Genomic DNA, 19416 nt, shown 5'->3' on the forward strand with positions numbered 1-19416 from the left:
TACATCGCCGCCAGTTCTGAGCCTGCTCGCCACCCAGCCTCATTCACCACCACGTGAACGTTCTTTAGAACTTGTAGCCTAGACCAACCATGTAGATGAAGGGATCAACGTCCACGTTCACCCGTGCACGGGTGCCCGGAGCCACGGCGTTGTTCTCGACGGTGGCACGGGTGTCGATGTCGATGTAGCGCACCTGAGCGTTGAGCATGATGTTGTCGGTCAGCATGTAGTCGGCGCCGACCTGCCAGGCCAGGCCCCAGGAGTTTTTCGCCTTGAAGTTGCTGAAGCCGTTGGACTGGGCTTCGCTGCCGACGTGCTCGTCGTAGATCCAGGTGTAGTTGATGCCGCCGCCGATGTACGGCTGGAACGGCGACTTCGCGTCCAGCGGGTAGTAAACGACGCTCAGGGTCGGCGGCAGGTGTTTGAGGGTGCCGAGCTTGCCGTTGGCGGCGGGCAGGGCGGTGCCCTTGAGCTTCACGTCATGCTCGAACGGCGAGGCGGCCAACAGCTCGATACCGATGTTGTTGGTCAGCATGTAGGCGAAGTTCAGACCCAGTTGGGTGTCGCTGCTCATGGTCGCCTTGCCGCCCAGGTTGGTGCCGCTCAGCGGACCCTGATCGACCTTGATGCTGGAGCTGTCGGCCTTCGGGTTGACGGTGATCGCACCGGCACGAACGATGATGTCACCGGCTTCGTGGGCGTGGGCGAGCGGGGCTGCGAGCGCGAGGGCAAACAGCGAGGCGCTGAGCAAGGACTTGTTCATGGAAGCTCCCAAAGGACGTTAAAAATGTTGGATGTCCTATGGTACGAATCCGTCTGATACGGTCTTTTGACTCAGCTCAATGAAACAGTGATGCCCCGGATTTTTGTGGAACTTTCAGGGCCCCATCGCTGGCTTGCCAGCGATGGGGCCCTTACAAGCAGCATGGAACCCGCAGGTTTACTCCGGTAGCTCGTACACATAAATCTTGTCCGCTTCCATCTGATACCCGGCGTCGGCCAGTTCGCTGGTGGACGGCTTGACCTGCAACGGCCCCTCGACCCAGTACGGCTGATACAGCTCGTCGAGCTTCACGCCGAGTTCGCTTTTCACGTGCACGATCTGATTCGACGGCGGTGGCGGTACGTGGATGCAGGCGCCGAAATACGGCACCAGCAGGAAGTCCGTGGTGCGGCCCTCTTCGCTCACCTCCAGCGGCACGATGTAGCCCGGCAGGCGAATGTTCTGGCCGTCGAGGCTTTGCACCACGGGGGCGTTGGGCATGTCCTGTTTGGCCGCCGGCGCGGACTCGGCCGACAGCGCATCGCCCATCTTCGACAGGTCGTGCAGCGGCGTCATGTTCGGTACTTCCGGCGCCGCGTCCGGCGGGATCATTTCCGACCAGGTCAGGTCTTTCGGTGCCGCCGCCCACACGGGCAGGGCGACCAGCAACAGCAGCGCGAGCACGGCGCGGGGCATGGGGAGCATCCTCATAAACGGATCGACAGGCCATCGGCCAGGGATTGGCGATATGCACGCCAGGCCGGCACGCTGCCCATCAGCAGCGCGGCCGCCAGAATGCCACCGAGCAGCGTCCATTCATACTCGCTTGGCCAGGCCAACGGCAGATACAAGCCGTAATTGGCCTGCACATAACCCTGAGCAGCGGCGATGCCGATATACAGCAATGCCAGACCCGCGATCACCCCGGTCAGCGCCAGAGCGAACGCTTCCAGCACCAGCAGGCTCGCGATATGCCACGGCCGCGCGCCCACCGAACGCAGGATCGCCATCTCGCGGCGACGTTCGTTGAGACTGGTGAGGATTGCCGTGAGCATGCCGATCAAACCGGTCAGCACCACAAACAGCGAGACCACGAACAGCGCTTTTTCGGCGGTGCTCATCAGGCTCCACAATTCCTGCAAGGCCACGCCCGGCAGAATCGCCAGCATCGGCTCGCCACGGAATTCGTTGATCTCCCGTTGCAGGGCGAAGGTCGAGATCTTGTTGTTGAGGCCGAGCATGAACGCGGTGATGGCTTGCGGTGTCAGGTCCATGTTGCGTGCCTGATCGGCGCTGATTCGCCCGTTGCCCCGGGCCGGCACGCCGTTGTGCCAGTCGATGTGGATCGCCTCCATGCCGCCGAGGCTGATGTGCAACGTGCGGTCCACCGGGGTGCCGGTGCGCTTGAGAATGCCGACCACGGTGAATGGCTTGTCATCGTGCTTGACCAGACTGATCGCCGCCACACCGTGGGCCAGCACCAGTTTGTCACCGAGTTTGTAGTGCAGTGCTTCGGCCACTTCGGCGCCGAGCACCACTTCGAACGGATCGGTGGCGAAGGCCCGGCCATCCGCCAGTTGCAGATGCTGCTGGCGACCGTACTGGTAATGCTCGAAATAGGCTTCGGTGGTACCCATCACCCGGTAGCCACGATGGGAATCGCCGAGGGACATCGGGATCGCCCACTTCACTTTCGGGTTGCTGGCGAAGTGTTCGAAGCTGTCCCAGCGGATGTTGTTGGTGGCGTTGCCGATGCGAAATACCGAGTACAGCAACAGGTTTACCGAGCCCGAACGGGCGCCGACGATCAGGTCGGTGCCGCTGATGGTGCTGGCGAAACTGGCCTTGGCTTCGGTGCGCACCCGCTCCACGGCCAGCAGCAGGCAGACGGAGAGGGCAATGGCGAAAGCGGTGAGCAGGGCGGTGAAGCGACGGTTGGCGAGGCTGGCCATGGCCAGACGGAACAGATACATCTCAGACCTCGGCAGACGTGGCGGCGCGATTGAGTTCGGCCAGGGACAGATGACGATCGAACAGCGGCGCCAGGCTTTGGTCGTGGCTGACGAACAACAGACTCGAACCGGCTTCACGGCATTCGGCGAACAACAGGCGAATGAAGTTTTCCCGGGCGTCGAAATCCAGCGCCGAGGTCGGTTCGTCGGCGATCACCAGTTCCGGTTGCCCGATCAAGGCGCGGGCAGCGGCGACCCGTTGTTGCTGACCGATCGACAGCGAATCGGCGCGGCGACTCAGGAGGCTTTCGTCCTTCAAACCCAGGTGGGCGAGCAGGATGGCGGCGGCCTGATCGACGCTGCCGTGGCGCTGTTTCGCACGCTCGGCCCGCAGCGTCGAAAAGTGGCACGGCAGCTCGACGTTCTCGCGCACTGAGAGAAACGGCAGCAGGTTGAACTGCTGGAAAATGTAGCCGGTGTGATCGACGCGAAAGCGATCACGGGCGCCGGCACCCAGTTCGGTCAGTTCCTGGCCGAGCAGGCGAATGCTGCCGCGACCGGGTTTCTGCACCCCGCCCAGCAGGCCGAGCAGGGTGGTCTTGCCGCTGCCGCTGGGGCCCTTGAGGAACAGGGTTTCGCCGGCTTCCAGACGAAACGCCGGGATGTCCAGCAGCGGCGGGTGACCGGGCCAGTTGAAGCCCAGGTCGGACAGTTCGATGAGTGCTTGGGTCATGGCGCCGTTTCGTGTCAGAACTTCAGGGCGGCGGCCTTGGCCGTCACTTCCGTGCCTTGCTGGCCGCTCGGGCCGATCAGTTGTACCTGAATTTTCTGGGTGGCCGGGAAGGTCGTGAACAGGTTCGCCAGGTCCAGGGTTTTCAACGCACCCGGCGCCGCACAGCTGAACTGGTAGTGGGCGTGGATTTCACTGTGGTCGTGATGATGCTCGTGACCGTCCTTGCCGGCTTCCTCTTCGTCATGATCGTCGGTATCCGGTTTGTCACCGAACAGCGGGCTCTCCAGCTCTTGACGGGTGACTTTGCAACCGGCGGTGGCCGGCAGGCTGAACAGCGCCAGTGGTTTTTCCAGTTGCGCACGAGCGGCGGCGACCTTGGCCTTGTCGGCATCGCTGGTGGCGACGTGTTCAAAACCCACGAGGTTCATCGCCGGGCTTTCCAGCTCCAGCTCCAGGGTCTGGCCATCGAGGGCGGCGTTCAGGCGACCGACGCCATGTTCGTGAGCACCGAGACTGCCGTGCTCATGGTCGTGATCATGCTCATCGGCAGCATGGGCGATGGCCAGCGGCAACAGGGCAAACGGCAAAGCGAGCAGCAGACGACGCATGACGGTCTCCGGGAAGTAAAGTGAAGAGTTTGTTATGTAATCTTATAACGAAAGTGCGCAGAGTTTGCCCGCCCGCTTGGCGTTACACAAGCCCCATGGGAGCATGCAGGTCAGATAGGTGCGGGAGAACAGCTTATGTTGCGGATACGCGGAACCGTCGGCGACTTGCCGGTGGATTTGACCCTGGAACTGGATGAAAGCGACTGGGCGCGGCTCGGTTCGCAGTTTGGCGCGCAGGTGCAGGCCGCTCAGCCGCCGACAGCAGCGGCGCCAGTGGCGAAACCGGTGAGTCAGGACGATGCGTTGTGGCAGGTCGCCAGGGATCTGCTGCGCAAGGCCGGGCAGCTCAGTGGCCCGGACCTGCTGGATCAGCTCGAAGGGCTGACCGGCAGCGCGGCGGCGGGCAAGCGCTTGCTGGTGCGCCTGCGTCATTCATCCGATGTGAAAGTGGCGAGCGGCGGGGATACGCCGCTCTACAGCTGGATCGAGTAAGCGCTTAGTACAGCGCGGCAAACACCTTGCGTCGGTAAGCGGTCACCAGCGGATGATCGTTGCCCAGCAGTTCGAACACTTGCAGCAAGGTCTTGTGCGGCAGGCCTTCGCCGTAGCTGCGATTGCGGATGAACAGCTTGAGCAGTGCGTCCAGCGCCGCTTCGTATTGCTGACGGGCCAGTTGCTGGATCGCCAGTTGGTACACCGCTTCATCGTCCTGCGGGTTCTGCGCCAGACGGCTTTTCAGGTCAGCGGCGTCCGGCAGGTCACGGGCCAGGCCGAGGAACTTGATCTGCGCCTTGGCGCCGGCCAGCGCGGCTTTGTGTTCGTCGCTCTTGACCGCGTCGAGCACGGTTTGCGCTTCGCCCAGCTCGCCGCGTTCGGTCAAGCAGCGAGCGTAGAGAATCAACGCCTTGGCGTTGGTGTTGTCTTCATTGAGCATCACCGCCAGCGCGGCTTCGGCATCGGCGAAACGACCGTCATCGAACAGCGCCTGGGCTTGCTCGAACGGATCAGCCGCTGCCGGCGGTGGCATTTTTACGTGAGGTTCGAGCAGGGCGCGCACGGCGGATTCCGGTTGCGCACCGGCAAAGCCGTCCACCGGTTGACCGTCCTTGAACAACACCACGGTCGGCAGGCTGCGGATGCCGAAGCGGGCGACGATGTCCTGCTCGATATCGCAATTGACCTTGGCCAGCAGCAGCTCGCCCTGATAGCTCTCGGCGATGCCTTGCAGCATCGGCATCAGCGCCTTGCACGGCGCACACCATTCGGCCCAGAAATCCACCAGCACCGGTTTTTGAAAAGATGCCTCGATCACCGACTGGTCGAAGTCGGCCGTCGTGGCGTCGAAGATGTACGGCGTTTGCTGACTCATGGGGTCTCTCGTAAAAGCGTGAATGGGGCAACTATACGGTCAGGCGCGGGCCGCGTGGTAGAGGCTGACATGGCGAAACTCTTCGGGCTCGGCCAGGTCCGGCAGGGTCATGGCTTCAAGCATTTCGATGCGCCGGTACAACGGATGACGGAAATCCCGGACCCGCGAATCCGCCACCAGCGCTTCGCGACCACGGCTCAGGAAGGCGTCGAGCAGCGGAAGATTTTCCCGGTCGTAGAGAACGTCGGCCACCAGGATCAGATCGAAGCGATCGGCCTCGGCGAAGAAGTCTGTGGAATAACTCATCTGCACATCATTGAGATCGGCGTTCGCCCGACAGGCGGCAATCGCCAGCGGGTCGAGGTCGCAGGCCACCACCTCCAGCGCACCGGCCTTCACCGCCGCGATGCCGGCGATCCCGGAACCGGCGCCGAAATCCAGCACGCGTTTGCCTCGAACCCACTCGGGAAACGCCGCCAGGTAGCGCGCCACCGCCAGACCGCTGGCCCAGCAGAAACTCCAGTACGGCGGTTCATGCAGGATCCGTTGGGTTTCTTCCTGGCTGAATTCGCGCGCCATGTTGTCGCCATCGATCAGCCACAGTTGCAGGTCGGTGTCCGGCAGCGCACAGGCTTTCAGTCGGGCGTCGCCGAGCAACTCGCCCAGCGACTGTTGCAGGTCTGACGGTGCATTCATGGGGCTTTGACAAATTGCAGCTGGCCCAACGCCTGGGTGGTTGGCTGAGTGATGGTCTGCGACGGCAGGTGCAGGATCAACTGGCCGGATTGACTGGCGCGGCCGCGCAATTCAACCCGCGCGCCAACCGGGAAGGATTCGGGGTTGAAACGCAGGTGAAACGGCAGAATCTGGTTGTTGCCGATCAGGCTGGAACTGGCGAGCAATTGTTGCGGGCGATCCTTTTCGTCGATCACCAGCAGCGCCAGTTCGACTTCGGCGCCGGCCGGCACGCCTTGCAAGGTGCCGCTCAGTTCGCGTTGATACGCCGGCAGCGGGCCGAGGTCGGCGGCTTCCCGGGCTTTTTTCTGCGCCTGTTGCGGCGCCGGGCCCGGCGTGGGCGGCTGAGGCTTGGGCGCATCGCTGCCGCAGGCCACCAGCAGGCTGAAAACACTGAGCAAAACGAGCGGTCGTAGGGACATTGGTGGCTCCAGCAAAATGAAATCCATGGATCAATCGATCATGGCAGTCTGTATACCGCAAAGCCTATGGCTTGTCTTGCCACCGGGATGCGCTACCATGGCCCTCCCTTTTTTTGTTGCCAGCCACCATGCACTGTCCCTTCTGCGGTGCCAACGACACCAAGGTCATCGACTCGCGTCTGGTCGCCGAGGGCGAACAGGTGCGCCGCCGGCGTGAATGCCTGGCCTGCGGCGAACGTTTCACGACGTTCGAGACGGCCGAACTGGTGTTGCCGCGCCTGATCAAAACCGACGGCAGCCGCCAACCGTTCGACGAAGAAAAACTCCGCGCCGGCATGCAACGCGCCCTGGAGAAACGTCCGGTGAGCGTCGAGCGCCTCGAATCCTCGCTGGTCCATATCAAGCACAAGCTGCGCGCCACCGGCGAGCGCGAGGTCAAGTCCCTCGTGGTCGGCGAACTGGTGATGGCCGAGCTGCAAAAGCTCGATGAAGTCGCCTACATCCGTTTCGCTTCCGTGTACCGCCGTTTCCAGGACCTCAACGAGTTCCGCGAAGAGATCGACCGCCTCGCCCGTGAACCGGTGAAAGAATGACCACCGCCGCCGAGCAGGCCATTCTCGACGCCCACTTCATGGCTCGGGCCCTGGAACTGGCGCGCAAGGGGCATTACACGACCCATCCCAATCCACGGGTCGGCTGCGTGATCGTGCGCGACGGGCAGATTGTTGGCGAAGGCTGGCATGAGCGCGCCGGTGAACCCCACGCCGAAGTCCACGCCCTGCGCGCCGCCGGTGAATTGGCTCGTGGCGCCACGGCTTACGTGACCCTTGAACCTTGCAGCCACCACGGCCGCACTCCGCCGTGCGCCGATGCGCTGGTCAATGCCGGTGTTGCCCGGGTGATTGCGGCAATGCGTGATCCGAATCCGCAGGTCGCAGGACGCGGTCTGCAGCGTCTGGCCGATGCCGGAATCGCCACCGAAAGCGGTGTGCTGGAGAGCGAAGCACGCCAGCTCAATCAAGGTTTTCTGAAACGCATGGAACACGGCTTGCCGTTCGTGCGGGTCAAGTTGGCCATGAGCCTCGACGGTCGCACGGCGATGGAAAGCGGCGAAAGCCAATGGATCACCGGCCCTGCCGCGCGTTCGGCGGTGCAGCGTCTGCGCGCCCAGGCCAGCGTGGTGCTGACTGGCGCCGACACGGTGCTGGCCGATGGTGCACGCCTGACCGTTCGCGGCGATGAGCTGGGGCTGGATGCCGAACAAACCGCACTGGCCCTGAGCCGTCCGCCGCTGCGGGTGTTGATCGACGGACGTCTGCGAGTGCCGCTGGATGCGCCGTTCTTCAAGGCCGGCGCGGCGCTGGTCGCCACCTGCGTGGCCATTGAGGAGCAGTACGCCCACGGCCCGGAATGCGTGATCGTGCCGGGCGATGACGGGCAGGTCGATCTGCATCGATTGCTGATCGAACTGGCCAGTCGAGGCGTCAACGAAGTGCTGGTCGAGGCCGGCCCGCGACTGGCCGGCGCGTTTGCCCAGCTTGGTCTGGTCGACGAGTTCGTGATCTTCATCGCCGGCAAGTTTCTCGGCTCCACGGCGCGTCCGCTTCTGGACTGGCCGCTGGCCTGTATGAAGGATGCGCCGGAGCTGAAAATCACTGAAATTCGCGCGGTTGGCGATGACTGGCGAGTCACTGCCATCCCTGTCCCATCGGCGAGCGTATAATTCCCGGCCATCGCGTTAGCGCTGGCTTCGTTCTCAAGGAGAACCCCATGTTTACCGGCATCATCGAATCCATCGGCAGTATCCGCGCACTGACCCCAAAGGGCGGTGATGTGCGGGTGCATGTCGAAACCGGCAAGCTCGACCTGAGCGACGTCAAACTCGGCGACAGCATCGCGGTCAACGGCGTGTGCCTGACTGCGGTTGAACTGCCGGGCAACGGCTTCGCCGCCGACGTCAGTCGCGAAACCCTCGACTGCACCGCCATGAATGACCTGAAAAGCGGCAGCCCGGTCAACCTGGAAAAAGCCCTGACCCCGACCACCCGTCTCGGCGGCCATCTGGTCAGCGGTCACGTCGACGGTGTCGGCGAAGTGGTCTCGCGCAGCGACAATGCCCGTGCCGTGGAATTTCGCATCCGCGCGCCCAAAGAGCTGGCCAAGTACATCGCCCACAAAGGCTCGATCACCGTCGACGGCACCAGCCTGACCGTGAACGCGGTCGATGGTGCCGAGTTCCTGCTGACGATCATTCCGCACACCCTGAGCGAAACCATCATGGCGTCCTACAAGCCAGGTCGCCGGGTGAACCTGGAAGTCGATCTGCTGGCGCGTTATCTGGAGCGTCTGCTGTTGGGCGACAAGGCTGCAGAGCCAACGTCCGGGGGCATCACTGAAAGCTTTCTGGCCGCTAACGGCTACCTCAAATCCTGACTGAAGGGGGTGCCTTGTGGCGCTCAATAGCATCGAAGAACTGGTTGAAGACATCCGCCAAGGCAAGATGGTCATCCTCATGGATGACGAAGACCGCGAGAACGAAGGCGACCTGATCATGGCCGCCGAATGCTGCAAGGCCGAGCACATCAACTTCATGGCCAAGTACGCCCGTGGCCTGATCTGCATGCCGATGAGCCGCGAGCGTTGCGAAACCTTGAAGCTGCCGCTGATGGCGCCGCGTAACGGTTCCGGTTTCGGCACCAAGTTCACCGTATCGATTGAAGCGGCTGAAGGCGTGACCACCGGTATTTCTGCCGCCGACCGCGCACGCACTGTGCAAGCGGCCGCCGCGAAAGACGCGAAAGCCGAAGACATCGTCAGCCCGGGCCACATCTTCCCGCTGATGGCCCAGGCCGGTGGCACCCTGGCCCGCGCCGGTCACACCGAAGCCGCCTGCGACCTGGCGCGCATGGCCGGTTTCGAGCCAAGCGGCGTGATCTGCGAAGTCATGAACGACGACGGCACCATGTCCCGTCGTGCCGAGCTGGAAGCCTTCGCCGCCGAGCACAACATCAAGATCGGCACCATCGCCGACCTGATTCACTACCGGATGATCCACGAACGTACCGTTCAGCGGATTGCCGAGCAGCCGCTGGACAGCGAACTGGGCCAATTCAATCTGGTGACCTATCGTGATTCCGTGGAAGGCGACGTGCACATGGCACTGACCCTGGGCACCGTTTGCGCCGAAGAGCCGACCCTGGTTCGGGTGCACAACATGGATCCGCTGCGCGACCTGCTGATGGTCAAGCAACCGGGCCGCTGGAGCCTGCGCGCCGCCATGGCTGCGGTTGCCGAGGCCGGCAGCGGTGTGGTGCTGTTGCTCGGTCACCCGCTCGATGGCGACGTACTGCTGGCGCACATCCGCGAAACCGGCGATCAGGCAGCGCCGAAAAAACCGACCACCTACAGCATCGTCGGTGCCGGTTCGCAGATCCTGCGTGACCTTGGCGTGCGCAAAATGCGCCTGATGTCGGCCCCGATGAAGTTCAATGCGATATCCGGTTTCGATCTGGAAGTTGTAGAATACGTGCCCTCCGAATAATGACCGGTTGTTTCCGGCCCTGTATTCGCGGCAAATAAATCACTGAGGGACGCGAAACAGACGCGTCCCGGCTCTTTAAGAGATCTGACGAATGACCCTGAAGACCATCGAAGGTACCTTCATCGCCCCTAAAGGCCGCTACGCTTTGGTAGTGGGCCGTTTCAACAGCTTCGTGGTTGAAAGCCTGGTCAGCGGTGCAGTTGATGCCCTGGTTCGCCACGGCGTGAGCGAAAGCGACATCACCATCATCCGCGCACCTGGCGCCTTCGAAATCCCGCTGGTTGCGCAGAAAGTCGCCCAGAAAGGCGAGTTCGCAGCAATCATCGCCCTGGGCGCGGTCATTCGTGGCGGCACTCCGCACTTCGAATACGTGGCGGGCGAGTGCACCAAGGGCCTGGCCCAGGTGTCCATGGAATTCGGCGTACCGGTCGCTTTCGGCGTCCTGACCGTTGATTCCATCGAGCAAGCCATCGAACGTTCCGGCACCAAGGCCGGCAACAAAGGTGCTGAAGCTGCCCTGTCCGCTCTGGAAATGGTCAGCCTGCTGGCGCAGTTGGAGGCCAAGTGATTAGCGACGAAAGCGATCGTTTCAACCCGCGCGATCCGAAACCTGCGGATGCCGGCAAGCCATCGAAGAGCGCCAAGCGCCGCGAAGCCCGTCAGCTCGCGACCCAGGCCCTGTATCAATGGCACATGGCTCGGCAGTCGTTGAACGAGATCGAAGCGCAGTTTCGGGTCGATAACGATTTCACCGATGTCGACGGTGCTTACTTCCGCGAAATCCTGCACGGGGTTCCGCAGTTCAAGACTGAAATCGACACCGCGCTCACGCCGTGCCTGGACCTGGCGATCGAAGAGCTGGACCCGGTTGAACTGGCGGTTCTGCGCCTGTCCACCTGGGAACTGCTCAAACGCGTCGACGTGCCATACCGCGTTGTGATCAACGAAGGTATCGAGCTGGCCAAGGTGTTCGGTTCGACCGACGGCCACAAGTTCGTCAACGGCGTGCTCGACAAGCTGGCTCCGCGCCTGCGTGAAGCTGAAGTGAAGGCGTTCAAGCGCTGATCCGCGCTTGAATACTTTTTCTCAGCCATGGGCGAGTTTGAGCTGATCCGCAATTTCTTTGCCGCCGCGCCTTGTGCGCAGGGCGGCGAAGGCGTTGCACTGGGGATCGGCGACGACTGCGCCTTGCTGGCGGTTCCTTCCGGGGAACAGCTGGCGGTTTCCACCGATACGCTGGTGGCCGGCGTGCATTTCGCCGATCCCTGCGATCCGTTTCTGCTCGGTCAGCGCTCGCTGGCTGTGGCGGTCAGCGACCTCGCTGCCATGGGCGCCACGCCCGTCGCCTTTACCCTTGCCCTGACCTTGCCGACGGTGACCGCCGATTGGTTGCAAGCTTATGCCCACGGTTTGAACCGCATGGCGCAGGGCTGTGGCGTGGCGCTGGTTGGCGGCGACACGACTCGCGGGCCGTTGAGTCTGACCGTCACTGTGTTCGGTCGCGTCCCGGCCGGCAAAGCGCTGACCCGCAGCGGCGCACAGCCGGGCGATCTGCTGTGTGTCGGCGGTGAGCTGGGCAATGCCGCCGGGGCCTTGCCGCTGGTGCTGGGGCAGCGAGACGCCGAACCACACATCGCCCAACCGCTGCTTGATCATTACTGGTCGCCGCAACCGCAACTCGCCCTCGGTCAGGCGCTGCGTGGCAAGGCCACTTCGGCGCTGGACATCTCCGATGGTCTGCTCGCCGATTGCGGTCATATCGCACTGGCCTCGAAGGTTCGCCTCGAAGTCGAGCGCGAGCGTGTTCCGTTGTCGGAGGCGCTGGTGGCGTTTCTCGGTCAGCGCGGCGCCGAACGTGCGGCGTTGAGCGGTGGCGATGATTACGTGCTGGCCTTTACGCTGCCATCCGGCGAGTTGCCGGCGCTGCTCGCCGATGGCCGGCCGATCCATGTGATCGGTCGCGTGACGCAAGGGCAGGGCGTGGTGCTGCTGGACCGCGACGGGCACGACATCACCCCGCACATCCGGGGTTATCAACATTTTCAGGAGTCACCGTGACAGATCACCCGAAACAGGTTCCGGCCGAATTCGTTCCGCCGTCGGTCTGGCGCAATCCCTGGCATTTCCTGGCGTTCGGCTTCGGCTCTGGCACCTTGCCCAAGGCGCCGGGCACCTGGGGCTCGTTAGTTGCGCTGCCCTTCATCCCGTTGTGGCAGATGCTGCCCGACTGGGGGTACTGGCTGATGCTCGGGATCACCATGCTGTTCGGCTTCTGGCTGTGCGGCAAAGTGGCCGACGATCTGCGGGTGCACGACCACGAAGGCATCGTCTGGGACGAAATGGTCGGGATGTGGATCACCCTGTGGCTGGTGCCGGAAGGCTGGTACTGGTTGCTCGCCGGGTTCCTGATGTTCCGCTTCTTCGACATTCTCAAACCATGGCCGATCCGCTGGATCGACCGGCATGTGCACGGCGGTGTCGGCATCATGCTCGACGACGTGCTGGCCGGCGTGTTCGCCTGGCTGGCGATGCAGGGACTGGTGTGGGTTTTCGCCTGATTTCCAGGCGTGGATGAGGGACGCAGGGATGACTCGACGCTGGTTGGCGATAGTGGTTTTGACCTTGCTGGGCGCCATGGCCCAGGCACAGGACGCGCCGCCGTCGGTCATTCACCTGGCCAGTGAAGATTGGGAGGACTACACCGCCGCCGATGGCCATGGCCTGGGCTGGGACGTGTTGCGCAAAGTGTTCGAGCCGGCCGGCGTGACCCTGGATATTCGCACGGTGCCCTACACCCGCTCGGTCGGGCTGGTGCAGTTGAGGGAAGTCGACGCATTGGTCGGCTCCTATCGCGGTGAAGCCGAGCAGGTGCTGTACCCGAAATGGAATTTCGATTCCGACCACATCTACGCACTGGGTCTTGCCAGCAGTCCATCGCCGACTCAGGCGACACTGGGCAAGTACCGACTGGCCTGGGTGCGCGGCTATCGCTACGAAACCTACCTGCCGAACGTCAAACGCTTCAACCAGATCGAGCGCCGCACCGGGATCCTGTCGATGCTCAAGCAAGGGCGGGCGGATTACTACATCGATGCGCTGACGGAAATCGAAGCGGTGCTGCGAAACGCCGCCGATCCTTCGCAGTACCGTTATTCACATCTGGCGGAATTGCCGCTGTACCTCGGGTTCGCCGACACCCCGCAAGGACGGGCGCTGATGTCGCTGTACGATCGGCGCATGGAACAACTGGTGAAAAGCGGTGAGTTGAAGCCGGTTTTCGATCACTGGAAGCAGCCGTATCCCTTCGAATGAGCGCGACAAGGCCGAGCCTGTCATCAAACTTTTTGATAGTTATCCCCGATAATTCAGCCTAAGCGCCTGCGGGAACCTGCTGTTACAATGCCGCCCAGCGAATCTCGGACTTTTCAGATCAGGAGCACACCGGTGCCTGTCGTTTTTGTCGCCGCTTCCAAGCTGCCAACGCCTTTTGCGCAATTCACCATGCACGGTTTTCTCGATGAAGCCACCGGCCGCGAGCACGTTGTGCTGAGCCTGGGCGAGATTGCCGACGGTGCCCCGGTACTCGGCCGTCTGCACTCCGAATGCCTGACCGGCGATGCCTTGTTCAGCCAGCGTTGCGACTGCGGTTCGCAACTCGAAGGCGCCCTCAAGGCCATCGCTCGCGAAGGCCGTGGCGTGTTGCTGTACCTGCGTCAGGAAGGGCGCGGCATCGGTCTTCTGAACAAGATCCGTGCCTACGAACTGCAGGACGGCGGCGCCGACACCGTCGAGGCCAACGAGCGTCTGGGCTTTGCCGCCGACCAGCGTGACTACGCCATGTGCCTGCCGATGCTCGAGCATCTGGGCGTCAAATCCCTGCGTCTGATGACCAACAACCCGCGCAAGGTCAAAGCCTTGACCGACATGGGGATCGTCGTCGCCGAGCGCGTGCCGCTGCACACCGGCCACAACCCGCACAACAAGCTCTATCTGGCGACCAAGGCCAGCAAGCTCGACCACATGATGGGCAACGAGCATCAGGGCGAGGTAGACCGGGCGTGACCCGTGGGCAGGTGCGGCGCCGTCTGTCGATCGCCTGGTGGAAATACCTGGCGCTGGCACTGGTGCCGCTGTTCGTGATCAACGGTGTATTCGGCCAGGGCGAGGCGATTCTGCCGGTGCTGGCGATGCCTTTGTTTATCGCTGGCATGGCCTCGATGTTTGTCAGCCTGAAGTTTTTCGGACGCTACAAGCACGCGCTGATCGCCACACAAAAAGCCCTCGATACCCCTGAAGAACCCGCTGCCTGGATCGCCCTGGCCGCATGCCTTCGCAGTGCATTCGTGGTCGCAGCGCTGCCGGCATGGATTGGCGCGCTGGCAGTGTTTGTCGGCCTTGAAGCAGTGCCGCTGATGTTGCTGGCGCTGTCCACGGCGGTGCTGTTTTACCTCTATCGTATCCCGCGTCAACTCGCTTGATGCGTCGTCTCTGGCTGGCGGTTCTGCTGCTGGCCGTCAGCGGTGAAACGCTGGCCGCCCTGCGGGTGGTCAGCCTCGCGCCATCTCTGTCTGAAATTGTGGTTGAACTGGATTCGGCCGATCTGCTGGTCGGTGTGCTGGATGCCGGTGAGCGGCCATCCGCGATCAAGGACGTGCCGTCGGTGGGCCGTTATGGCCAGCTCGACATGGAACGGTTGCTCAGCCTCAAGCCTGACTTGTTGCTGTTGTGGCCCGGCAGTGTCGGCCCGGCTCAGCGCGATCAGCTCAAACGCCTGAACATCCCGACGTTGGTTGCCGAACCCCGCAGTCTCGAACAACTGACCGCGCAGATTGAAGCCATCGCGTCACAGCTCGGTCGTCCTGAACGTGGGATCGAACGGGCCGGGTCGCTGCGGCGCAACCTCGATGAGCTGCGCCAGCGCTACTGGCGGAATGTACCGTTGCGGGTGTTCTATCAGGTCTGGGACAAGCCGCTGTACACCGTCGGTGGCGGACAGATCATCAGCGATGCGCTTGAAGTGTGCGGTGCGCGCAATGTGTTTGCTGACCTGAGCCTGCCCGCGCCGCAGGTGAGCATCGAAGCGGTTTTACAGCGTGATCCCGAGGTGATTCTGGCCAGCGATCAGCCGCAACTGGATGCGTGGAAAGACTGGCCACAGGTGGCAGCGGTCAAGCATCGGCAATTGCTGCTGGTCACCGACAAAGGCCTTGAGCGCCCGAGCGGGCAGATGATCGAGGCGACCGCCAAGCTCTGCCAACTTATCGCGCCGGATCGTTAGCGCTGCGGCGTCCAGGTCACGCCGAACATGAACGCCCGACCTTCCTCGTGATAGCCATACTGACTGCCGTCATGGCTGTACAGCGCCCGGCTGTAACCCTTGTCCAGCAGGTTATCGACCTTGAAATCCAGCTTGATCTCACGGTTCAGCGCCCAGCTGCTGCGCAGTCCGAGCAGTGCATAACCGCCCAGCGGCTGCTGATTGTTCAGGTCGTCATAGCTGCTGCTCACGGCCTGCCAACTGGCGCCGAGGCCAAGGCGATCGAACTGTCGGTCCAGATCCCAGCTCAAGGTGCGACGGGCACGCCGGGCCAGGGTGTGGCCGGTGTCGCGGTCGCGGGGATCGATGATGGCCACGCCGAGGTTGCTCTGCCAGCCGAACAGCTCCTGCTTCAGCGCCGCTTCGAAGCCGTTGATCCGCGCCGAGGCGACGTTTTCCGGGCGTGAGTTGCTGCCGAAGATGATCGCGTCTTCCAGGTCGGTCCGATACAGCGAGGCTTCGAGGCGAGTGCTGTCGCTCAACTGGCTGCGCCATTGCAGCTCGTAGCTTTTCGAGGTTTCCGGTTTCAGGTCGGGGTTGCTGAAATCCGGGTAATACAGATCGTTGAAGGTCGGCGCGCGGAAGCCTTCGCTGTAGCTGAGCAGCAGATCGTTGTCCGGGTTGACCGGCAACGTCAGTGTGCCGCTCCAACTGTTCTGGCCACCGAATTGCTGGTTGTCGTCGCGGCGCAGGCCCAGTTCGGTGGAGAAGCTGTCGGCCTGAAAGCGATGCTGGATGAAGGCTGCGCGGTTCCAGCGTCTGTCTTTGTCGAACGCGGTGCTGCTGTTGATCCGGTCTTCGTACCAGTCGCCGCCGAGGATCAGGCTGTTGCGCGCATCGAGGGTCAGGTCGTTCTGCCAGGTCACCGAGTCGCGGTAGGTGTTGAACACCGAGCGTTCGTCGCTGAGCTTGTCGAAGGACTTCTCGCGGTTTTCGCTGTGGCCGAGTTCCAGGCGCGACTTCCAACGCTCGTTGATCCGCGCATCGATGTAGCTGCTGAAACTGCTGACGGTGAAATCGCTGTAAGGCTGCTGCTGGAGGGCGTCGAAGGTCACCGGGTCGAAGCGCCCGAACGGGTTGTCGAACTCGCTTTTGCCACGGTTATCCAGCAGGTTGGCGCCGACTTCGATGTCATCGCTCAGTGCATGGCTGAGGCTCAGGCTGATGGATTTATTGCGATAGGCGTCGTGATCGCTGTCGCTGGGGTACGACTCGTGGGTGCGGTCGATCCCGGCGGTTTCATCGAGGCTGGCGCCGAGGTTGAAGCGGGTTTTCTCGTCGCCACCAGACAGGCCGAGGCTGCGTTCCCAGGTTTGGTTACTGCCGAATCCGACATGCATCCGAGGCTGCAAGCCTTGTTCGCCGCCGCGCCGGGTGAAGATCTGGATCACCCCGCCAATTGCATCGCTGCCGTAGATCACCGAACGCGAACCGCGCAGCACTTCCACGCGTTCAATCTGCTCGATGTTGAGGTGTTGCAGGTTGCTGTCGCCGGACGTCGAGTTGCCGATGCGCTGGCCGTCGACCAGCACCAGGCTCTGCGCCGATTGCGTGCCGCGAATGTAGATCCCCGGCAGGCTGCCGCGCCCGCCGGTTTGTGCGACTTGCACGCCCGGCACCCGTTGCAGCAGGTCGGTGACACTGCGCGGTTGCAGGCGCTCAATGTCTTCGCGGGTGAACACGGTATTGGCGGCGCTGCTGTCGTTGCGCGCTTCGACCTGGCGGTTGGCGCTGATCAGCATGTCCGGCAGCTTCAGGGCCTGATCGCGTTCGAAGGTGTCGGCGAGGGTGTTGGCGGTTGGCAGCAGCAGGAAGGGCAGGGCGAGACGCGAGAGGTTCATCGGGGTCCGTTGGCACTTGAAGTGTTCACAAATCAAATGTGGGAGCGGGCTTGCTCGCGAAGGCGGAGTGTCAGTCAACTCATCATCGACTGATCCGACGCTTTCGCGAGCAAGCCCGCTCCCACATGGGGTTTTGCGTTGATCCAGCGAGTTAGCGGTTAAGCAGCTCCAGGCGCTCACGCACCGCCGCTTCGATCCCTGCCTCATCCAGCCCGCACTCGGCCAGCATCTGCGCCGGTTTGGCGTGCTCGACGTAAACGTCCGGCAAGCCCAGGTGCAGCACCGATTTGAGGATGTTCTCGCGGGCCAGGAACTCGCTGACCGCGCCACCGGCGCCGCCCATGATCGCGTTCTCTTCGACGGTCACCAGCAGGTCGTGGCTGTTGGCGATCTCGCGCACCAACGCGTCATCCATCGGTTTGACGAAACGCATGTCGACCACGGTCGCGTCCAGCGTTTCGCCGACCTTCAGGGCTTCGGCCATTTGCACGCCGAACACCAGCAGGGCGACCTTGCTGCCCTGGCGACGCACCACACCCTTGCCGATCTCGATCGGTTCGAGGTCTTTCTCGATGGTCGCGTTCGGGCCGGTGCCGCGTGGGTAGCGCACCGCCGCCGGGCCGTTGTACAGGTGACCGGTAGTGAGCATCTTGCGCAGTTCGTTTTCATCGCTCGGGGTCATGATGACCATGCCCGGGATGCAGCGCAGGTACGAAAGATCGAAGCTGCCGGCGTGGGTCGGGCCGTCTTCGCCCACCAGACCGGCGCGGTCGATGGCGAACAGCACGTCGAGATTCTGCACCGCGACGTCATGCACCAACTGGTCGTAACCACGTTGCAGGAACGTCGAATAGATCGCCACCACCGGTTTCGCGCCTTCGCAGGCCATGCCGGCGGCGAGGGTCACGGCGTGTTGTTCGGCAATCGCCACGTCGAAGTAGCGCAGCGGGAAACGTTCGCTGAACGCCACCAGATCCGAGCCTTCCTTCATCGCCGGGGTGATGCCCACCAGACGCGGGTCGGCAGCGGCCATGTCGCACAGCCATTCACCGAACACGCCGGAATACTTCGGCCCGCCGGCCTTTTTCGGCGCAGCGGCCGGGGCGTCCAGCGGTTCAAGCTTGGTGATGGCGTGGTAACCGATCGGGTCGACTTCCGCCGGGGCGAAGCCTTTGCCCTTCTTGGTGACGATGTGCAGGAACTGCGGGCCTTTCAGATCGCGCATGTTGCGCAGGGTGGCGATCAGGGTTGGCAGGTCGTGGCCGTCGATCGGGCCGATGTAGTTCCAGCCCAGCTCTTCGAACAGGGTGCCGGGAACCAGCATGCCCTTGGCGTATTCTTCGGTACGACGGGCGATTTCCCAGGCACCGGGCAGACGCGACAGCACTTTTTTGCTGCCTTCACGCATGCTCGCGTAAGTGCGGCTGGAAAGGATCTTCGCCAGATAGTTCGACAGCCCGCCGACGTTGCGCGAGATCGACATGTCGTTGTCGTTGAGGATCACCAGCATGTTGGCGTCGACTTCCGGCGCGTGGTTCAGCGCTTCGAACGCCATGCCGGCGGTCAGTGCACCGTCGCCGATCACCGCAATCGCCTTGCGATCACTGTTCTGCAGGCGGGCGGCGATGGCCATGCCCAGCGCGGCGCTGATCGAGGTGCTGGAGTGGCCGACGCCGAAGGTGTCGTACTCGCTCTCGGAGCGACGCGGGAAGGCCGCGATGCCGTCCTTCTGGCGCAGGGTTTCCATGCGCTCGCGACGACCGGTGAGGATCTTGTGCGGATAGGCCTGATGACCGACGTCCCACACCAGCCGGTCGTCCGGGGTGTCGAAGACGTAATGCAACGCGATGGTCAGCTCGATGACGCCCAGGCCGGCACCGAAATGCCCACCGGTCTGGCCGACCGTGTAGAGCAATTCCAGGCGCAACTCATCAGCCAGGGTTTCCAGCTCGGCTTCGCCTAACCGGCGCAGGCCGTCCGGCGTGTTCGCGCGGTCGAGCAGGGGCGTGGTCGGGCGCTTGCGGGGAATCTCATGAAACGTCGTGGGCATCAGGCGAATCGTTATAGGTATAAAAGATGCGGCAGTTTACCTGATGCATCGCCCCCTGCCCACGCGTTGGTCTTTTTTGGCAGAT

23 protein-coding genes are annotated in these 19416 nt (G+C 62.9%); 13 read left to right on the forward strand and 10 right to left on the reverse strand.

Annotation, left to right across the window (positions count from 1 at the left end):
* Window positions 1–64: 64 nt before the first annotated feature.
* The 5 genes from L6D81_RS13825 to L6D81_RS13845 all read right to left on the reverse strand — a co-directional run bounded on the left by L6D81_RS13825 (window position 65) and on the right by L6D81_RS13845 (window position 4056).
* Entirely contained in the window at window positions 65–763 is a 699-nt protein-coding gene (locus L6D81_RS13825; protein ID WP_236180168.1) for an OmpW/AlkL family protein, read from the reverse strand.
* Between the two features lie 177 nt (window positions 764–940).
* Window positions 941–1459 (reverse strand): DUF3299 domain-containing protein, encoded by a 519-nt coding sequence (locus L6D81_RS13830; protein WP_236180171.1) that lies wholly within the window; start codon window positions 1457–1459, stop codon window positions 941–943.
* An 11-nt stretch (window positions 1460–1470) separates the two neighbouring features.
* Window positions 1471–2736 (reverse strand): ABC transporter permease, encoded by a 1266-nt coding sequence (locus L6D81_RS13835; protein ID WP_236180174.1) that lies wholly within the window; start codon window positions 2734–2736, stop codon window positions 1471–1473.
* Between the two features lies 1 nt (window position 2737).
* Window positions 2738–3448 carry an ABC transporter ATP-binding protein gene (locus L6D81_RS13840; protein WP_236180176.1) on the reverse strand — a complete coding sequence of 237 codons (711 nt, stop codon included), beginning with the start codon at window positions 3446–3448 and terminating at the stop codon, window positions 2738–2740.
* Between the two features lie 14 nt (window positions 3449–3462).
* Window positions 3463–4056 carry a DUF2796 domain-containing protein gene (locus tag L6D81_RS13845; RefSeq protein ID WP_236180177.1) on the reverse strand — a complete coding sequence of 198 codons (594 nt, stop codon included), beginning with the start codon at window positions 4054–4056 and terminating at the stop codon, window positions 3463–3465.
* 135 nt (window positions 4057–4191) lie between these two features.
* On the opposite strand from L6D81_RS13845, the gene L6D81_RS13850 reads away from it, so the two are divergent.
* Window positions 4192–4548, forward strand: coding sequence for a hypothetical protein (locus tag L6D81_RS13850; protein ID WP_236180180.1), 357 nt, complete (start codon window positions 4192–4194; stop codon window positions 4546–4548).
* 4 nt (window positions 4549–4552) lie between these two features.
* Here the strand turns inward: L6D81_RS13850 and trxA are convergent, their stop codons facing one another.
* Genes trxA through L6D81_RS13865 form a run of 3 tightly spaced genes read right to left on the reverse strand, consistent with a single transcriptional unit; the run spans window position 4553 to window position 6582 of the window.
* Window positions 4553–5425, reverse strand: coding sequence for a thioredoxin (trxA, locus tag L6D81_RS13855; protein ID WP_236180182.1), 873 nt, complete (start codon window positions 5423–5425; stop codon window positions 4553–4555).
* 39 nt (window positions 5426–5464) lie between these two features.
* On the reverse strand, window positions 5465–6121 hold the full coding sequence (locus L6D81_RS13860) for a class I SAM-dependent methyltransferase (RefSeq protein ID WP_236180184.1): 657 nt from the start codon (window positions 6119–6121) through the stop codon (window positions 5465–5467).
* Window positions 6118–6582, reverse strand: coding sequence for a YbaY family lipoprotein (locus tag L6D81_RS13865; RefSeq protein ID WP_011336139.1), 465 nt, complete (start codon window positions 6580–6582; stop codon window positions 6118–6120). Before L6D81_RS13865 ends, L6D81_RS13860 begins: the two co-directional genes overlap by 4 nt.
* A gap of 128 nt (window positions 6583–6710) precedes the next feature.
* Here L6D81_RS13865 and nrdR point away from each other — a divergent pair, with 128 nt between their 5' ends.
* From nrdR to L6D81_RS13925, 12 genes are all read left to right on the forward strand, one after another.
* Complete coding sequence (nrdR, locus tag L6D81_RS13870; protein ID WP_003228656.1) at window positions 6711–7175, forward strand: transcriptional regulator NrdR; 465 nt, start codon at window positions 6711–6713, stop codon at window positions 7173–7175.
* Complete coding sequence (ribD, locus tag L6D81_RS13875; RefSeq protein WP_236180186.1) at window positions 7172–8305, forward strand: bifunctional diaminohydroxyphosphoribosylaminopyrimidine deaminase/5-amino-6-(5-phosphoribosylamino)uracil reductase RibD; 1134 nt, start codon at window positions 7172–7174, stop codon at window positions 8303–8305. Before nrdR ends, ribD begins: the two co-directional genes overlap by 4 nt.
* A gap of 47 nt (window positions 8306–8352) precedes the next feature.
* Window positions 8353–9015 (forward strand): riboflavin synthase, encoded by a 663-nt coding sequence (locus L6D81_RS13880; protein ID WP_007955571.1) that lies wholly within the window; start codon window positions 8353–8355, stop codon window positions 9013–9015.
* Between the two features lie 16 nt (window positions 9016–9031).
* Window positions 9032–10123, forward strand: a complete 1092-nt coding sequence (gene ribBA / locus L6D81_RS13885; RefSeq protein WP_039771922.1) for a bifunctional 3,4-dihydroxy-2-butanone-4-phosphate synthase/GTP cyclohydrolase II — start codon at window positions 9032–9034, stop codon at window positions 10121–10123.
* Window positions 10124–10214: 91 nt separating this feature from the next.
* Entirely contained in the window at window positions 10215–10691 is a 477-nt protein-coding gene (gene ribH, locus L6D81_RS13890) for a 6,7-dimethyl-8-ribityllumazine synthase (RefSeq protein ID WP_003228649.1), read from the forward strand.
* Window positions 10688–11188, forward strand: coding sequence for a transcription antitermination factor NusB (gene nusB, locus L6D81_RS13895; RefSeq protein WP_024014489.1), 501 nt, complete (start codon window positions 10688–10690; stop codon window positions 11186–11188). The genes ribH and nusB overlap by 4 nt, the downstream gene beginning before the upstream one ends.
* Before the next feature lie 27 nt (window positions 11189–11215).
* Window positions 11216–12181 (forward strand): thiamine-phosphate kinase, encoded by a 966-nt coding sequence (gene thiL, locus L6D81_RS13900; protein ID WP_236180188.1) that lies wholly within the window; start codon window positions 11216–11218, stop codon window positions 12179–12181.
* On the forward strand, window positions 12178–12681 hold the full coding sequence (locus L6D81_RS13905) for a phosphatidylglycerophosphatase A family protein (RefSeq protein WP_127651238.1): 504 nt from the start codon (window positions 12178–12180) through the stop codon (window positions 12679–12681). Before thiL ends, L6D81_RS13905 begins: the two co-directional genes overlap by 4 nt.
* Window positions 12682–12709: 28 nt before the next feature.
* Window positions 12710–13435: a substrate-binding periplasmic protein gene (locus L6D81_RS13910; RefSeq protein ID WP_236180190.1), complete on the forward strand. Its 726-nt coding sequence runs from the start codon at window positions 12710–12712 to the stop codon at window positions 13433–13435.
* A gap of 132 nt (window positions 13436–13567) precedes the next feature.
* Window positions 13568–14185: a GTP cyclohydrolase II gene (gene ribA / locus L6D81_RS13915; RefSeq protein ID WP_007955551.1), complete on the forward strand. Its 618-nt coding sequence runs from the start codon at window positions 13568–13570 to the stop codon at window positions 14183–14185.
* On the forward strand, window positions 14182–14601 hold the full coding sequence (locus tag L6D81_RS13920) for an MFS transporter (protein ID WP_236180191.1): 420 nt from the start codon (window positions 14182–14184) through the stop codon (window positions 14599–14601). The genes ribA and L6D81_RS13920 overlap by 4 nt, the downstream gene beginning before the upstream one ends.
* Window positions 14601–15401 carry a cobalamin-binding protein gene (locus tag L6D81_RS13925; protein WP_236180193.1) on the forward strand — a complete coding sequence of 267 codons (801 nt, stop codon included), beginning with the start codon at window positions 14601–14603 and terminating at the stop codon, window positions 15399–15401. The genes L6D81_RS13920 and L6D81_RS13925 overlap by 1 nt, the downstream gene beginning before the upstream one ends.
* Here the strand turns inward: L6D81_RS13925 and L6D81_RS13930 are convergent.
* Both L6D81_RS13930 and dxs read right to left on the reverse strand, forming a co-directional pair.
* The gene (locus L6D81_RS13930) at window positions 15398–17281 is read right to left on the reverse strand and encodes a TonB-dependent receptor domain-containing protein (protein WP_236180195.1); all 1884 of its coding nucleotides are present in this window, start codon (window positions 17279–17281) and stop codon (window positions 15398–15400) included. The genes L6D81_RS13925 and L6D81_RS13930 overlap by 4 nt on opposite strands.
* A 151-nt stretch (window positions 17282–17432) precedes the next feature.
* On the reverse strand, window positions 17433–19331 hold the full coding sequence (gene dxs, locus L6D81_RS13935; RefSeq protein WP_236180196.1) for a 1-deoxy-D-xylulose-5-phosphate synthase: 1899 nt from the start codon (window positions 19329–19331) through the stop codon (window positions 17433–17435).
* Between the last annotated feature and the right edge of the window lie 85 nt (window positions 19332–19416).

The organism is Pseudomonas sputi, assembly GCF_021603585.1.
Taxonomy (GTDB): domain Bacteria; phylum Pseudomonadota; class Gammaproteobacteria; order Pseudomonadales; family Pseudomonadaceae; genus Aquipseudomonas; species Aquipseudomonas sputi.

Excerpts from the sequence above, each read along its gene's own strand:
- L6D81_RS13825 (WP_236180168.1), bottom strand. The coding sequence starts at position 763 with ATGAACAAGTCCTTGCTCAGCGCCTCGCTGTTTGCCCTCGCGCTCGCA.
- L6D81_RS13830 (WP_236180171.1), bottom strand. The coding sequence starts at position 1,459 with ATGCCCCGCGCCGTGCTCGCGCTGCTGTTGCTGGTCGCCCTGCCCGTG.
- L6D81_RS13835 (WP_236180174.1), bottom strand. The coding sequence starts at position 2,736 with ATGTATCTGTTCCGTCTGGCCATGGCCAGCCTCGCCAACCGTCGCTTC.
- L6D81_RS13840 (WP_236180176.1), bottom strand. The coding sequence starts at position 3,448 with ATGACCCAAGCACTCATCGAACTGTCCGACCTGGGCTTCAACTGGCCC.
- L6D81_RS13845 (WP_236180177.1), bottom strand. The coding sequence starts at position 4,056 with ATGCGTCGTCTGCTGCTCGCTTTGCCGTTTGCCCTGTTGCCGCTGGCC.
- L6D81_RS13850 (WP_236180180.1), top strand. The coding sequence starts at position 4,192 with ATGTTGCGGATACGCGGAACCGTCGGCGACTTGCCGGTGGATTTGACC.
- trxA (WP_236180182.1), bottom strand. The coding sequence starts at position 5,425 with ATGAGTCAGCAAACGCCGTACATCTTCGACGCCACGACGGCCGACTTC.
- L6D81_RS13860 (WP_236180184.1), bottom strand. The coding sequence starts at position 6,121 with ATGAATGCACCGTCAGACCTGCAACAGTCGCTGGGCGAGTTGCTCGGC.
- L6D81_RS13865 (WP_011336139.1), bottom strand. The coding sequence starts at position 6,582 with ATGTCCCTACGACCGCTCGTTTTGCTCAGTGTTTTCAGCCTGCTGGTG.
- nrdR (WP_003228656.1), top strand. The coding sequence starts at position 6,711 with ATGCACTGTCCCTTCTGCGGTGCCAACGACACCAAGGTCATCGACTCG.
- ribD (WP_236180186.1), top strand. The coding sequence starts at position 7,172 with ATGACCACCGCCGCCGAGCAGGCCATTCTCGACGCCCACTTCATGGCT.
- L6D81_RS13880 (WP_007955571.1), top strand. The coding sequence starts at position 8,353 with ATGTTTACCGGCATCATCGAATCCATCGGCAGTATCCGCGCACTGACC.
- ribH (WP_003228649.1), top strand. The coding sequence starts at position 10,215 with ATGACCCTGAAGACCATCGAAGGTACCTTCATCGCCCCTAAAGGCCGC.
- thiL (WP_236180188.1), top strand. The coding sequence starts at position 11,216 with ATGGGCGAGTTTGAGCTGATCCGCAATTTCTTTGCCGCCGCGCCTTGT.
- L6D81_RS13910 (WP_236180190.1), top strand. The coding sequence starts at position 12,710 with ATGACTCGACGCTGGTTGGCGATAGTGGTTTTGACCTTGCTGGGCGCC.
- L6D81_RS13925 (WP_236180193.1), top strand. The coding sequence starts at position 14,601 with ATGCGTCGTCTCTGGCTGGCGGTTCTGCTGCTGGCCGTCAGCGGTGAA.
- L6D81_RS13930 (WP_236180195.1), bottom strand. The coding sequence starts at position 17,281 with ATGAACCTCTCGCGTCTCGCCCTGCCCTTCCTGCTGCTGCCAACCGCC.
- dxs (WP_236180196.1), bottom strand. The coding sequence starts at position 19,331 with ATGCCCACGACGTTTCATGAGATTCCCCGCAAGCGCCCGACCACGCCC.